At 58.4% G+C, this 13,488-nt stretch carries 16 protein-coding genes and 2 pseudogenes; 15 read left to right on the plus strand and 3 right to left on the minus strand.

What is annotated here, in order from left to right:
- The 6 genes and pseudogenes from NKI01_RS27065 to NKI01_RS27090 form a co-directional block, all read left to right on the plus strand.
- On the plus strand, positions 1–626 hold a 626-nt coding region (locus tag NKI01_RS27065), incomplete at its 5' end, for a cation:dicarboxylate symporter family transporter (protein ID WP_352965292.1).
- A gap of 443 nt (positions 627–1,069) precedes the next feature.
- Positions 1,070–1,162 (plus strand): annotated as a pseudogene (locus tag NKI01_RS27070) (helix-turn-helix domain-containing protein); the annotation flags it as partial.
- Positions 1,135–1,815: pseudogene (locus NKI01_RS27075) on the plus strand (sensor histidine kinase); the annotation flags it as partial. The pseudogenes NKI01_RS27070 and NKI01_RS27075, both read left to right, overlap by 28 nt.
- Before the next feature lie 400 nt (positions 1,816–2,215).
- Positions 2,216–2,866: a DUF433 domain-containing protein gene (locus tag NKI01_RS27080; protein ID WP_352549603.1), complete on the plus strand. Its 651-nt coding sequence runs from the start codon at positions 2,216–2,218 to the stop codon at positions 2,864–2,866.
- On the plus strand, positions 2,863–3,276 hold the full coding sequence (locus tag NKI01_RS27085) for a DUF5615 family PIN-like protein (RefSeq protein WP_352502746.1): 414 nt from the start codon (positions 2,863–2,865) through the stop codon (positions 3,274–3,276). The genes NKI01_RS27080 and NKI01_RS27085 overlap by 4 nt, the downstream gene beginning before the upstream one ends.
- A complete protein-coding gene (locus NKI01_RS27090; protein ID WP_352549601.1) occupies positions 3,273–3,581 on the plus strand; it encodes a hypothetical protein in 309 nt (102 codons plus the stop codon). Before NKI01_RS27085 ends, NKI01_RS27090 begins: the two co-directional genes overlap by 4 nt.
- 49 nt (positions 3,582–3,630) lie before the next feature.
- Here the strand turns inward: NKI01_RS27090 and hemN are convergent, their stop codons facing one another.
- Complete coding sequence (gene hemN, locus NKI01_RS27095) at positions 3,631–4,980, minus strand: oxygen-independent coproporphyrinogen III oxidase (protein ID WP_352549599.1); 1,350 nt, start codon at positions 4,978–4,980, stop codon at positions 3,631–3,633.
- Between the two features lie 154 nt (positions 4,981–5,134).
- Between hemN and NKI01_RS27100 the strand changes: the two genes are divergently transcribed.
- The 6 genes from NKI01_RS27100 to NKI01_RS27125 all read left to right on the plus strand — a co-directional run bounded on the left by NKI01_RS27100 (position 5,135) and on the right by NKI01_RS27125 (position 8,545).
- On the plus strand, positions 5,135–5,881 hold the full coding sequence (locus NKI01_RS27100) for a Crp/Fnr family transcriptional regulator (RefSeq protein WP_352549597.1): 747 nt from the start codon (positions 5,135–5,137) through the stop codon (positions 5,879–5,881).
- A gap of 644 nt (positions 5,882–6,525) precedes the next feature.
- Positions 6,526–6,810, plus strand: a complete 285-nt coding sequence (locus tag NKI01_RS27105; protein WP_352549596.1) for a hypothetical protein — start codon at positions 6,526–6,528, stop codon at positions 6,808–6,810.
- A 116-nt stretch (positions 6,811–6,926) separates the two neighbouring features.
- Entirely contained in the window at positions 6,927–7,217 is a 291-nt protein-coding gene (locus NKI01_RS27110) for a hypothetical protein (RefSeq protein WP_352549594.1), read from the plus strand.
- 17 nt (positions 7,218–7,234) lie between these two features.
- A complete protein-coding gene (locus tag NKI01_RS27115; RefSeq protein WP_352549592.1) occupies positions 7,235–7,438 on the plus strand; it encodes a hypothetical protein in 204 nt (67 codons plus the stop codon).
- A 300-nt stretch (positions 7,439–7,738) separates the two neighbouring features.
- Positions 7,739–8,173 (plus strand): hypothetical protein, encoded by a 435-nt coding sequence (locus NKI01_RS27120; RefSeq protein WP_352549591.1) that lies wholly within the window; start codon positions 7,739–7,741, stop codon positions 8,171–8,173.
- An 84-nt stretch (positions 8,174–8,257) separates the two neighbouring features.
- Entirely contained in the window at positions 8,258–8,545 is a 288-nt protein-coding gene (locus NKI01_RS27125; protein ID WP_352549590.1) for a helix-turn-helix domain-containing protein, read from the plus strand.
- A gap of 140 nt (positions 8,546–8,685) precedes the next feature.
- Here NKI01_RS27125 and NKI01_RS27130 read toward each other — a convergent pair whose 3' ends face one another.
- Both NKI01_RS27130 and NKI01_RS27135 read right to left on the minus strand, forming a co-directional pair.
- The gene (locus tag NKI01_RS27130) at positions 8,686–9,189 is read right to left on the minus strand and encodes a hypothetical protein (RefSeq protein ID WP_352965293.1); all 504 of its coding nucleotides are present in this window, start codon (positions 9,187–9,189) and stop codon (positions 8,686–8,688) included.
- A gap of 84 nt (positions 9,190–9,273) precedes the next feature.
- Positions 9,274–10,320, minus strand: coding sequence for a hypothetical protein (locus NKI01_RS27135; RefSeq protein WP_352549587.1), 1,047 nt, complete (start codon positions 10,318–10,320; stop codon positions 9,274–9,276).
- A gap of 440 nt (positions 10,321–10,760) precedes the next feature.
- On the opposite strand from NKI01_RS27135, the gene NKI01_RS27140 reads away from it, so the two are divergent.
- From NKI01_RS27140 to ccoO, 3 genes are read left to right on the plus strand one after another with little or no spacing between them, the layout of a single operon-like run.
- The gene (locus tag NKI01_RS27140) at positions 10,761–11,081 is read left to right on the plus strand and encodes a hypothetical protein (protein ID WP_352965294.1); all 321 of its coding nucleotides are present in this window, start codon (positions 10,761–10,763) and stop codon (positions 11,079–11,081) included.
- 46 nt (positions 11,082–11,127) lie between these two features.
- The gene (ccoN, locus tag NKI01_RS27145) at positions 11,128–12,759 is read left to right on the plus strand and encodes a cytochrome-c oxidase, cbb3-type subunit I (protein WP_352965296.1); all 1,632 of its coding nucleotides are present in this window, start codon (positions 11,128–11,130) and stop codon (positions 12,757–12,759) included.
- Positions 12,750–13,481, plus strand: a complete 732-nt coding sequence (gene ccoO, locus NKI01_RS27150; protein WP_352549583.1) for a cytochrome-c oxidase, cbb3-type subunit II — start codon at positions 12,750–12,752, stop codon at positions 13,479–13,481. Before ccoN ends, ccoO begins: the two co-directional genes overlap by 10 nt.
- The last annotated feature ends 7 nt before the right edge of the window (positions 13,482–13,488 follow it).

The following is a 13,488-nucleotide window of genomic DNA, read 5'->3' on the forward strand; positions in this document are numbered from 1 at the left end:
TCGGCGCTTTCGGCGCAATGGCCTTCACCATCGGCAGATATGGCATCGGTTCGGTCGTCAACCTCGCGATGCTGGTCGCGACGTTCTATATCACCGCCTTCCTCTTCGTGTTCGGGGTTCTCGGCGCGGTCTGCCGCTACAACGGCTTTTCGATCTGTTCTCTCATTCGCTACATCAAGGAAGAGCTGCTGCTTGTCCTCGCAACGTCCTCCTCGGAGGCCGCGCTCCCCTCGCTCATGCAGAAGATGGAGAAGCCGGGCGCCAGGCGTTCGGTTGTGGGTCTCGTCATCCCGGCCGGATATTCGTTCAATCTGGACGGCACGAATATCTACATGACGCTGGCGGCCCTCTTCATCGCGCAGGCGACGAACACCGATCTGTCAATCGGCGATCAGGTGCTGCTGCTTTTTTTCGCCATGCTCCCTTCCAAAGGAGCAGATCGCATTACCAGTACTGGATTCGTCACCTTGGCTGCAACGCTCTTTGTCGTCCCGACCGCCCCTTTCGTCGGCATGACGCTGATCCTTGGCGTCTACCACTTCATGTTCGAATGCCGTGCGTTCACGAATCTGCTCAGCAACGCAATGGCAACGCTCGTCGTCGCGCGCGGTGGGCGACCCGGATGAAGTTCGATCGGCAAAGGCCCTCGCGAGCGGACCCTCGGCGCTTTGGTGGCGGAGGATCAAGTCGGCGGCGTTTCGAAGGGCGGTTGCGGCTGGCCTGCTCGCGCGAACGCCGCTCAGGCATTGCGGGCAGGGCACGAAGCCGCCGTAAAGGAACCGTCCGCTGACATCGGCAGCAATAGCGCTCCGCAATTCGCGTACTCCGGAACTGCTGGGGTTCTTGGAAGGTTTTCGAAATGTCTCGCTGCTCCAGCCGAATTGCGTGTGCTTATGAAAGAGATGGAGACTTCAGGTCGCGCTATCGGACAAAATTTGATCATCGGATACGTTCACTCCCCATTGGGGAGGGCGAGTCAGAAGATCGCTACTTCTTGAGACGCACCCATGAAGGAGACGTGACTATAACGTTTAGTGCCGCTTTATGTGGCCAGACGAGGGATGCTGCCTTGATCACTTCCGCACAGATGCGCGCGGCGCGGGCGCTGCTCGGAATCGACCAGGTCAGACTGGCCGAGTTGTCGGGAGTGTCGATTACAACCAGACTGACAGCCGCAAGACCGATGAGCGCATCCGCGAAAAAGACGTTCAGTTGCGCGAACTCCAGCACCGGGTCAAGAACAATTTGCAGATGATCACCGCCCTGATCCGACTCGAAACTCGCAATGCGGTAGAGCCGGACCAAAAGCGTTTCGAGCGCCTAGCAGGACGTGTCGATGCCTTGGCGATGCTCTACCAAGAACTTTCCGGTGACGAACCAAAGGACGAGGTTGATCTCGGCGTCTATCTCAGTCAAATCGCATCGGGAGTCATGACCGCGCATACTACAGAGGGCATCCGGCTCGACATGAGCGTGGACACCTACCCAGTTTCGATGAATGTCGCCATGCCCGCCGGACTGGTAGTGAACGAACTGCTGACCAATGCACTAAAGCATGCTTTTCAAGGACGCGAGGGAGGCACGATCACCCTGCACAGCATCGTTGAGGGTGAAGGCTGCCGGGTGGTCGTCGCCGATGACGGTATCGGCCTGCCAGAAGGCGAGACATGGCCCAAGCACGGTAAGCTCGGCGCGTTGATTGCGCGCTCGCTGATCGAAAACGCCAACGCGCAATTCGACGTGAACTCCAGCCCGAATGAGGGCACGAGAGTAACTATCCTGCTCAGGCGGGCCACAGCAGCCGCCGCCTGTTAGCTGCGTGCTTATGGAGGCGGGACGTTATTTTTCGCTCAGTAGGTTGCCAGGAGCTTGCCCCAGGTCTCCCGAGTGAGCTCTTGCCATGGAGGGAGTCCGTTCGCTGCCTGAAAGGGATCGGCTTCGGTCGGCGGATATCTGGGGCAATGGCAGCCGTTAGTTCCGGCCGATTGAACTGGATGTACGGCTGCTAAGGGGATGATGCCGACCTGGCCGCCTCGAGAACCGGGGAATTCAAGCCCGTGTTGCACTGACTTTGGGGGCGGCTGGACGCCAAAAAAAGAAAGCCAGCTCAGAAGCTCGGCCAAGTTGTGAAGGTCAAAATCGCCATCAGGCATTGAAAAAGGCACGCTCTCATTATATATCTCCGATGCGTCGGAAGATTTATTTAGGAGCGACCATGGCAGCTGTAGCCGAAATGCTGAAGGCAACCGAGGCCGCCGTGGTCTCGCGTGTAAGCCTGCGAGATGTCAATCGCGCAATCGATGAACGCATCCTGCCCGATGCCTTCGTATCGGTTGACAACGGCCGGCACGTCCTGGCTGGAGCCTGCTCCTTCATCAGCTTCTACTTCGAGACCGCAAAGCGTCTAACCTCGGAAGAACGACTGTTTGCGATCAGGACGGTTGAGCCCAAGCTAACACGCTCGCGCTCCCTCGCTTGGGCGGCACTGCTGCGCGAGGACTGGACCGTGCGAGACGACTTTCTAACGATCGATCTGATGCCGTTCCTGAAGAGCACGAGTGAACGTCTGTCCGATCTCGAGGCGGCTCGCGAGATGGTCACGTCGTCGGATGACGTGCTCAGCGGCACGCCCGTTATCCGTAACACTCGCGTCCCAGTGTATGATGTCGCGGCATCAGTCACTGTCGGTCATTCGGTTGAGCGCATTCTTGGGGCCTACCCGAGCCTTGACACGGAGAAGGTACGGCTCGCGGCGATTTATGCAGAGGCGAACCCCCTGCGAGGGCGTCCTCGTACTGGAGACCTTCCAAAAGGCTCCGTCATCACTTCCGATCGCCGTGTTCCGCGTCTTAGGAAGGCGGGATGAAGTTCCTGATCGATGAATGTCTCACCCCCGAGCTTGCAAAAATTGCGCATGGGAAGGGTCATTGCGAGACCAGCCACGTTGTCTGGCTGGGGCTCGCCGGGCTCAAGGACTGGGAGCTCAAGCCGATCATTCTTGAAGGCGACTGGACCTTCGTAACGAAGAACTCGGTGGATTTTAGGGGGCCAAAGGATAATCCGGGCACCAAGGGACAGTATGCAGATGTTGCCATCCACGCAGGGCTTGTTTGCCTAAACGGCCCGCCAGGCATGGATCTCGACATGCAGATCGAACTTTTCGAAATGGCGCTGATCGAGCTGGACGACGATGATCTTGTGAACCAGGTTCTTGAAGTGATCCTCGAAGACGAGGAAACGTTGCGCGTTGTCCGTTATGCGCTACCGAAGGAATGATCGAAGCCAACGAGGCAGCAAGCCCGGGGCGCAGGACCGATTTCATCAATGATCCTGCCGTCGTCGCGAAGCGCGAACAGGCACCTGGCGAGACTGGCCGCGGCAGAGTGAGACTGTCGCGAACAGACGATAAAAACAAACATCACTTGGGCACGCCGCAGAAAGGTGGCAAGCAGCCCCTCTGGTCGCAACAAATGGAAGGCACGACTGGACGACATCGTCGCTATGCCAAAGGTCTTCGCATCTGGTCCGATCAGAAATCCTATCTCGACGCGACGGTCGCCTATGAAGAGACAAAAATGTAGCGCAATCGGTTCACGATCGATTGAAACCATGACCGTTCCTGTGCGGTGCTCAGACTGCCGCTGAGTGCCTGGCCTTTGCACTTTCAAAATATTTATCGAACTTCACCGCAATGCTCCTCACGAAGGGGCGATTTGCCGCCGGTACGACGAAACTGTCGCCTTGCAGTTCAAGCAGTTGAGCAGGATCCTTAAGGGCGATGGAGCTTGCCTGAAGCAGGAGCCTTTGGCCGGCTTGCCCGAAGCTCTCCACCAGATCGACAGCCGAGAAGGCGAAATCGCACATCAGCCGTTCAATGATCCATCCCCGGACGCGATCGTCGTCGGAGAGCACGATGCCGCGCACAGCCGCCAACCTGCCGTCTGCAACCACACGGCCGTATTCGCCGGTCGAAGGCATGTTCTGCACGTAGCCCTGGCGAAAACGGCTGATCGACGAAGGGCCAAGTCCGATCAATGTCTCGCAGCGATCGTCCGTGTAGCCCTGAAAATTGCGGTGCAAAGCGCCCGCGCGGGCCGCTACCGCCAACGCGTCGCCCGGCTTTGCGAAATGGTCGAGCCCGATTGATTCATAGCCCTCGTCCACAATCGCTCGCGCGGCAAGTCGCGATTGAGCGAACCGCTCCGTGGGACCGGGGAGCCATGCCTCGTCGATCATCGTCTGATGTTTCTTGAACCAGGGCACGTGAGCGTAGCCGAACAGCGCCATCCTGTCCGGTTCCAGGGTGAGCGCCTGCGCCACGGTGGAACACAGAGTCTCCCTGGTTTGATGCGGCAGGCCGTAGAGCAGATCAAGGTTCACGGAATCCACTCCGCGGGAACGAACTTGGTCGATGACTGCCTTGGTCTGCAAAAAGCTTTGCTCGCGGTTGATCGCCTTTTGCACTTTCGGATCGAAATCCTGCACCCCGAGGCTCGCCCGCGTCATGCCGATTTCGGCAAGCGCATCAAGGCGGGCTTCGTCCGTATTGTTCGGATCGATCTCGACGCTGACCTTCGCATCGCCGAGAAAAACGAAGCTGTCCCGCAGCACCGTGCCCAGTGTCAGCATGTCCTCGGGCCTCAGCATCGTCGGCGAACCGCCCCCGAAATGAACTGCGCGAACTCGGCCCTTGCCGCTGACAAGGCCGCCAACCGTCGCGATCTCCGCATACAGCGAGCGCAGATAAGCGGCTACCGGCTCATAGTGGCGCGTCTGTCTGGTATGGCACGCGCAGAACCAGCAGAGCCTGTCGCAATAGGGAATATGCAGGTAAAGCGATATCTCGTCACCGCCTTCGAGCGCCTCCAACCAGCCTCGGTAGACGACAGCATCGACCCCCGTATGGAAATGCGGCGCGGTCGGATAACTGGTATAGCGCGGGACATTCTCGCCAAGTCTGGCAGCTAGCTCCGGTCGCATGTCGTGGTCCACCGTGTTTGCGTCGCCGGAACTGTGGATGCTTGGATGAGCCTAAGCCCTGATTTCGATCAACCTTCAGCACGGACAAACTGCCGCAAGGATTTTTCTACCGTCGATTGCTATCCTGCCTGCACTGGACCGGTAGACCGATCGAATGACATTACGGCAGGATATTCACAGTTCCGGCATTCCCGTTCTTTGCCTGTCTTGCGAGGCACGGCACCGCGGTGTCTGTGGTGCGCTCGAACCAGACCATTTGGCTCGGCTAGCCAAGACTTCGTCGCGGCACAAAATCGAGCCGGGGGTCGAACTGATCGGCGACGCCGAGGCGGTCGACAGCTATTCAAACGTGCTTTCAGGCGTGGTGAAGCTGACGAAGAGCCTTTCGGACGGCCGCCAGCAGATCGTCGGCCTCCAGTTCGCGCCGGATTTTCTGGGACGGCCCTTCAAGGTGAAAAGCGCGATCAATGCGCAAGCGGCAACAGTTGTCTCGCTATGCTCGTTTCCGAGAGCGGCCATCGAACGGATGATGAAGGAATCACCGGAATTTGTGCATCGCCTGCTCAAGCAGACGCTGAACGAACTCGACGAGGCACGCGAATGGATGGTTACTCTGGGGCGCAAGACCGCACCGGAGAAGGTGGCGAGCTTTCTCCTCATGATCGCCCGGAACATCGATTCCAGTGTTAACCCGGCGGCCAGGTCGGCGTGCTTCGAGCTGCCGATGACGCGTGCCGACATCTCTGATTTCCTTGGAATTACAAACGAGACCGTGAGCCGTCAGCTGACCAGCCTGAGAATGGACGGCGTGATTCGGATCGAGAACAACCGCCGTGTCACCGTGGACAGCATGAGCCGGCTGGAACGGCGCTGCGGCGGCCGAGGCGCAACCGCCCTTTGAATGAGACCGAAGCGGCGGGGCCTGCGTCGCTTACTTAGGTTCGGAGCAAGGCATGCTCGCGTTGGGCTTAGAAGAAGCCGCGTAGCGACAGCATCCGCTCTCCATCGGATCGCATGAGCCAGGAGCGTTTCGGCCACCGTGTCGTCGAAGCATTGATGCCCGAGGTGCTCGACACGCAACCGGCTAATGGAGTCAGCATTGGACTCGGCCGAGGTCAGTGCGCCTCATGCGGGAAAATGATCGTCGCCCCGGGCTGAACGAAACTGCGAACTTTGTGTTGCCCATTTCCCTCAAGGCTACGCTAGAGCCCTCGTTGAGGATGCGGAGCGTGATCGCGATCGCGCTGAGCGGATCCGACTTGCGGGTGGGCCGAAGCCGACGTTGAGGGAACGCGCCGTCTCGCTTGCTCTTACGAAGGGCGAAATCCGGGCAAAAGACCTGACCGACATCGGGATCCCTCGCTGCTCTCTCGCCTCCATGTGCGAGGAAGGGCTGCTCGTGAACGTGGGCTACGGCCGCTATCGTAGGGTCAAAGGCCCTGACTGGTCGATGCTTGAAGGCCTGGAACAGTAAGACTAGCTCAGAGACGATTCGACAACCCGGCCGACTCCTTCCATCATGCCCATAACGGCAGGGAGGAAGTCGTGTCCGTCTATTTAGTCACTTGGGACCTGAATAAGCAGAAGCCGAACTACAACCAGGCGCGCCAAAACCATATCGACCATCTAGCCCGTTACGAGCACATTAAAGACTCTGGGCTGGATTCGGTGTGGTTCATCAGCTCGACATTATCGGCTGACGCACTGGATGCTGACATTCGAACGCATATGGATACAAATGATCGTGTGATCGTCACGAAACTGGTACACGGGCAGCACCAAGGTTGGCTCGGTCAGAACTTGTGGGATTGGATCAACGCTCGCCTCTAAAGTGAGGGCATCATGGACATAGCAACCGGCCTGACATTGCTGGCTCAGGCTACAGGCATCGTCAAAGACCTTCGGAGGTCGACAAGGGGTTTGACGCTGCGGCGCCCAAATCGCAAATGGCCGACCTTTACGGTACGCTCGCGGGCGTGAAGATCGCCCTGTCGGACGCAAGGGAAACCATCCACGACCGCGATCGGAAGATCAAGGAACTGGAAGCCAAAATAGCTGCACTAAGTTCTGGCGGGGCCTGTCCCATCTGCAATGCCGGGCGAATGAAGATTGTTGCCTCTCATGAGCACCCGTATTTCGGCTTCGCGGGCGTCCAGGAACGAACCCTGAAATGCGACAATTGCGGCCACACAGAGAAGCATCTGCATGACCCCATCGGGGTCACGAAAAAGCGTTAGGTGAAGGGAGATATCGAATGGCAAAGCAGCCCAAGAACCACGGAAAGGCGTGGACACCCGACCAGGTGAAGACGCTGAAGGAACTGGCAAAGGGGAACACTCCCACTCGGGTGATCGGCCTCAAGCTTCAGCGTACTGAAGATGCGATCTATGCCAAGGCCAGCGACGAAGGTATTTCGCTCAGCCCCACGAACCAGTCGCCTTACAACCGCTCGAAGTAGAGCAGCCTTAAATCGAAGCCACCGCGAATGGCTTGCCGACAGCTTGCTCAAGAACAGGCTGAGCCGCCTTCAAACTAGTGCCTGCGCCGCTCCCTCCGTGACGGGTGAGCCTCTCTTCGGTAAGTTGCGCTTCATACGGAAGCCCTGACCTGCAAGCCTCATTAGCTTGCCAGCCGTTTGCCTTTTGCAAACACTTACCCGGCATATCGGGAAGACGTTTGCAGTATGCAACAGTAGAGATGCTACCGTCTGGCAGCGTTGAAAATAATAAACAGAATAGTTGATACAGGATGCTTGACAATGCGCTCCTTTGATCTGAACTTGAGTGAACCGGCGAGTGTTTCCATCACTCGCGGCTCTAACCACAACCGAAGAGGACGCTTCGATATGGCTATCACCCAAACTACAGAACTGCCCGAATTCAGCAAGTTGATCTTGGTCGCAGCGAGGCTCGCGAAAGCTGGTCAAGACCAAGAAGTTGGCGAACCGGTCGACGTCATGACCGGCGGAACCTATCGCACCCGAGGCGGTGTTTGTGTCGGGCCGCTCCGCCCATTCCGTGACGAAGAGGACGGCGATCACACCGACGCCGAAGGCCGCTCCGCATGGTTCTTCGTGGACGGAGTCGGCGCCTATGACCGTTACGGCTGCATTCTGTCCGGGGTCCCCGCCGATAGCGAGCTTGATTGCGTCTCTACCTGGGACTGCGGCCTTCTCCTCGAATCGGCGGCCTGAGCGGAAGGCGCGCACAAATGCTCGGTGTTGATCCTATCCGCGACCTCCGCATCGCTGTGACTGGAGCGCGCCGGGCGATAGGGATTGCCGAGCGTCGCCGAGAAGGCAGAAGCGTTGTCTCACGCAGCCGAACGAGCGAACGAATTTGGCGCGGTGGCCTTTGCCGCCACCGGGGAGGTGCTTCTAACGGCCGATGACGTGGCCGGCGTTCTTCGCGTCAGCAAAGCCACGCTCGCCCGTTGGCGGGTCCTCGGAACCGGCCCCGACTACGGCAAAAAGCAGGGCCGGATCCTCTACCGCGCGGAGACCATCGAAATATTTGTGACTTCAAAAGAGCGCACCAAGACGCGCGGCGATGACCTTGGCCGGTGAAAGGCCGGCTATCTACCCTGGCCCATGATCCCCATGGCGGCGTCGGCGAGTCCGAACCATCTACACCATCGTCGAAGTCTGGAGAACGGCTTGAGTGCGAAATGGTCCTCTTCGCCAAAGGTCGAGCCAGCAGCCGAATGCTATTGAATGATCTTCCCGTAGCCTTCCGGATTTTTTATCGGTGGCGTATCGGATTGCGTTAGCGACTTATCAAAGCGCTCCGCCTGCTTTCGTTCGACCGATTTGACCAACAGCTCCGATTGAAGATCAACCAAGCTAACGTCCCCTTTGATCACAGAAAAAATGCGAACAAAGACGTAGGTGAGCAGGAAGCCCACGACGGCGGACATTCCCGGCTCCACGTAGAGTAGGGTTTCCGGAGGAATGAAAGCGGCCGACGTCAAAGCCGCGGCTATTGCTTTCGCGAAAACCAGCGAACCCATGGCCAAAAACACAACGCCGATCAGTGCGCGAAGAGCGCGGATCGATTGCTTGATCGCCGCCGCAATAAGTCGGACTTCGCCAAGCTCAAACTGATCAGGATTGCTGAACGGCAGGCCCCGAGCCAACCGAACAAGAACGCCTGCCGCGATCACCGACAACGCAGTCAGAAGCGAAGGTTTAGCCGCCTCCCAAAAAGCCACAGATCCAAGCTCCGCCGCAGCTATTGCGCCGGCAAGGGGAAGGACGATATGGCTCCAACGTATGTTCATTCCCTAAATATGGGGCTAACCGACAATCTTTCCATCATGCAAAAAACGCCGATGGACTTCGAGCATCTGTGAAAGGGCGTGTTCAAGATCAAGGAGACCGCTGGTATCAGACATCTTTCGCACCGTCATGTCAGCAGAGAGACGCGCGTCATCACCTTTGATCTCGCCATCGCGCCCGCGAACCCGCAACTCGCCGTCCGGCGCGTTTCGCAAACCTGCTGCCAGATTGCCCATAAACTCCTTACCGAATTTCCTCTTGGTCGCACGATATCCGATGTTGACCGTAACTTCCAACGCAGCATCCGGGGGCATGGACTCGATCAACTTTTCCGCCTCCACCGGACCCAGAAGATCCTCGATAATCTTCCTGGCCTTCCCCCAACCGGCCGCAATTTTCTCGCCAAGGCTCTCGTGGGTTTCGATTTCGATGACCTGCGGTGTCGCGACAGCCGGCAGAGCGGGACGCACCGTCTCGGGCACAAGGCCGCCAATTTCCACCGACTTCACGTCGCCGAGGTCGCCACCGACCTGATCTCGGTCGAATTCGGCCTGCAACTCCACGTGCTGGGCCGCTGATATAACGCCCGCCTGATCGCGCAGCAGCCAGGTCAGGTATTCCTCCATGGACTTGGCTTGCAACGTGACGTGCTGGATTTGATAGAAATGGTCCCCAATCGCCAGCCAATACGCGATGCCGTGGAGATATTCGTGCCCGGCCGGCGCTTTTGATTCGGCGATGGCCCAGGCCTTCATGACCTCGTCGAGCGTAGGATGAGTGGGGTCGGCCGACAGCTGAAGTAGGGCTTGCATTTGGCCCGGAGAGAACAGGCAAATGTCACCGAAGACATATTCATCCGTTTCGTGAAAATCGTTCAGGAAGCGCTGATAACCGTCCGCTTTGGGCACATCCGCGATGCGGTGTTTGACACTCTCGGCAATCCGGGCGTTGCCTTTCTTGGTATTGAGCGCCTGCCGGATCTTCGCGCTTAAAGTCTCGGCTGGAAACTGCGAATTATCGCGCCGAAGCTTCCTATAGTGAATTTTGCATCTTTTGGCACTCATCTTAAGCCCCCCTGATTCGTTGTCGGCCGCAAGATGATCACAAATGTGTAATCTGCGCGAGGCCAGCATGGGCCGTATTGGCGGCTTGCAATAATTGTACGGGAGACGAATCCGACGACCCGACGGGGACAATGGGACCACGTCGGCAACTACTGGCGCGGCTTATTCCATCTATTTCCAGAGGAGTTCAGCACCGTCCACAGGGCTCATTTTAGACGCATATTAGACGAGTTTGGGCGGGAGGCAGCTAAGTGCTTGATCTATCTGGTACGCCCAAGGGAATCGAACCCCTGTTACCGCCGTGAAAGCGCGTTGCGATACTGAAATCGTGCGAAGCCCCCCTGTCACGACGATCTCGGCAATCATCAGATCAGGCCATAGCGAAACCAGATTCTGTAGATATGCTGTAGATCAGCCGTGCGATTTTTTGGATCGGCTAAGTGCTTGAAATTGCTGGTTCCCCGAATTACGAATGTCACGAAGGCTGGCGCTGGCTGTCCCAAGGCATTGAAACGATCGACGTTCGGCAAGGCATCGGCCTACTTTCCAGCGTCACAGAAGGCGCGCTTCCCCACACGCCCGCGATCGCCTCCATACCCGGCCCGACCGGGGACGCGGGGCCTGTCCGTAAGCGTGGCGGCCGGTGCTGCGCTTCCACATTCGATCGCCACACTCTGATCGCACCGAACTCGATGCTGCTCGAAGCAAAATCGTGCGGCTCTGACATGGATCAGGGCGAGCAGGCCACGGCTGCGCAATAAGGCACTGCGGTTTGGCGCCCGCCGGAATTGGAAATCGGGGCTTGCGATGAAATTCGGCACAGAGATCGTCCTTCTAAGCCTGTTTGCGTTTGCGGCCCTGGTGGCTGCCGGCTTCGGCGTAGATGAACCTTTTCGCCGGCATATGTGGGTTTTGTTCTTCGCCGTGGCTGGCTTCACTGCGATTCTGTTGCGCAACACGGAGTTCAAGCCGGCAGTTCCGATCGACCCCGCCGCTTACATGGATGGGCCGATCCGCTACGGTGCCATCGCCACCGTATTCTGGGGCGTCGTCGGCATGCTGGTCGGCGTGGTCATCGCCCTGCAGCTCGCCTACCCCGATCTCAACATCCAGCCCTGGTTCAATTTCGGCCGACTGCGGCCTTTGCATACTTCCGGCGTGGTTTTTGCCTTCGGCGGCAATGCACTCATCTGCACGTCACTTTATGTCGTGCAGCGGACCTGCCGCGCGCGTCTGTTCGGCGGCGATCTCGGCTGGTTCGTGTTCTGGGGCTATCAGCTGTTCATCGTCATGGCGGCAACCGGCTACCTGCTCGGCATCACCGAGAGCCGCGAATACGCCGAGCCCGAATGGTATGTGGACCTGTGGCTGACCATTGTCTGGGTCGCCTATCTCATCCTGTTCCTCGGCACGATCCTGAAGCGCAAGGAACCGCACATCTATGTCGCCAACTGGTTCTACCTTGCCTTCATCGTCACCATCGCAATGCTGCATGTGATCAACAACCTGTCGATGCCGGTCTCCTTCCTGGGCTCCAAGAGCTATTCAGCCTTCTCCGGCGTACAGGACGCACTGACGCAATGGTGGTACGGCCACAATGCCGTCGGCTTCTTCCTCACCGCCGGCTTCCTCGGCATGATGTATTATTTCGTGCCCAAGCAAGCCAACCGACCGGTCTATTCCTACCGGCTGTCGATCATCCACTTCTGGGCTTTGATCTTTCTCTACATCTGGGCCGGTCCGCACCACCTCCACTACACCGCACTCCCTGACTGGGCGCAGACGCTCGGAATGGTGTTCTCGATCATGCTCTGGATGCCGTCATGGGGCGGCATGATCAACGGCCTGATGACGCTATCCGGCGCCTGGGACAAGATCCGGACCGACCCGATCATCCGCATGATGGTGATGGCCATCGCCTTCTACGGCATGTCGACCTTCGAAGGTCCCATGATGTCGATCAAGACGGTCAATTCGCTGTCGCACTATACCGACTGGACCATAGGTCACGTGCACTCCGGTGCGCTCGGCTGGGTTGGGATGATCTCGTTCGGCGCGATCTACTACATGGTGCCGAAGCTTTGGAGACGTGAACGGCTCTATTCGCTGCGGCTCGTCACCTGGCACTTCTGGCTGGCGACGCTCGGCATCGTCGTCTACGCCGCTGTCATGTGGGTGTCCGGCATCATGCAGGGCCTGATGTGGCGCGAATACGACGAGCAGGGCTTCCTGGTCTACTCCTTTGCCGAAACTGTGGCCGCCATGCACCCCTACTATGTCATGCGCGCCATCGGCGGCGCGATGTATCTGTCGGGCGCCCTCATCATGGCCTGGAACATCGCCATGACCATCCTCGGCTACCAGCGCGAGGAGGATCCGATGCCGCGCTCCATCCCCGCCCTCCAGCCTGTGCGATCAGGAGCCAGAAAATGGGCCTGATGGACAGACACGCGGTCATCGAGAAGAACGCCACACTTCTTCTCCTCGGGTCCCTGCTGGTCGTAACAATCGGCGGCATCGTCGAGATCGCACCGCTCTTCTATCTCGACAACACGATCGAGAAGGTTGAAGGCATGCGCCCTTACTCGCCACTCGAACTGGTGGGGCGCAACATCTATGTGCGCGAGGGCTGCTACCTCTGCCATAGCCAGATGATCCGGCCGTTCCGTGACGAGGTCGAGCGCTATGGGCATTACAGCCTGGCGGCCGAGTCGATGTACGACCACCCGTTCCAGTGGGGCTCGAAGCGCACCGGACCGGACCTCGCCAGGGTTGGCGACCGCTACTCGAACGGATGGCACGTCCAGCATCTCACCGAGCCGCGTTCGGTGGTGCCGGAATCGATCATGCCGAGCTACGCGTTCCTGAAGGACATGCCCATCGAGGTGAAGGATTTCTCGACGCATCTGATCGCCAACAGCCGTGTCGGTGTGCCCTATTCAGACGACATGATCGCTCATGCCAATGCCGATCTCATGGCGCAGGCCGATGCGAATGCCGACACATCGGGCCTGGAGAGACGCTATCCGAAAGTCAAGGTTGGGGACTTCGACGGCGATCCGCAGCAGGTCACCGAAATGGATGCGCTGGTCGCCTATCTCCAGATGCTCGGCACGCTGGTCGATTTCAGGACCTATGACGAAGCCGCCGGTTACCGCTGAGGAGAAT

Origin of the sequence: Mesorhizobium sp. M0815 (genome assembly GCF_040319995.1) — a bacterium.
GTDB lineage: Bacteria > Pseudomonadota > Alphaproteobacteria > Rhizobiales > Rhizobiaceae > Mesorhizobium.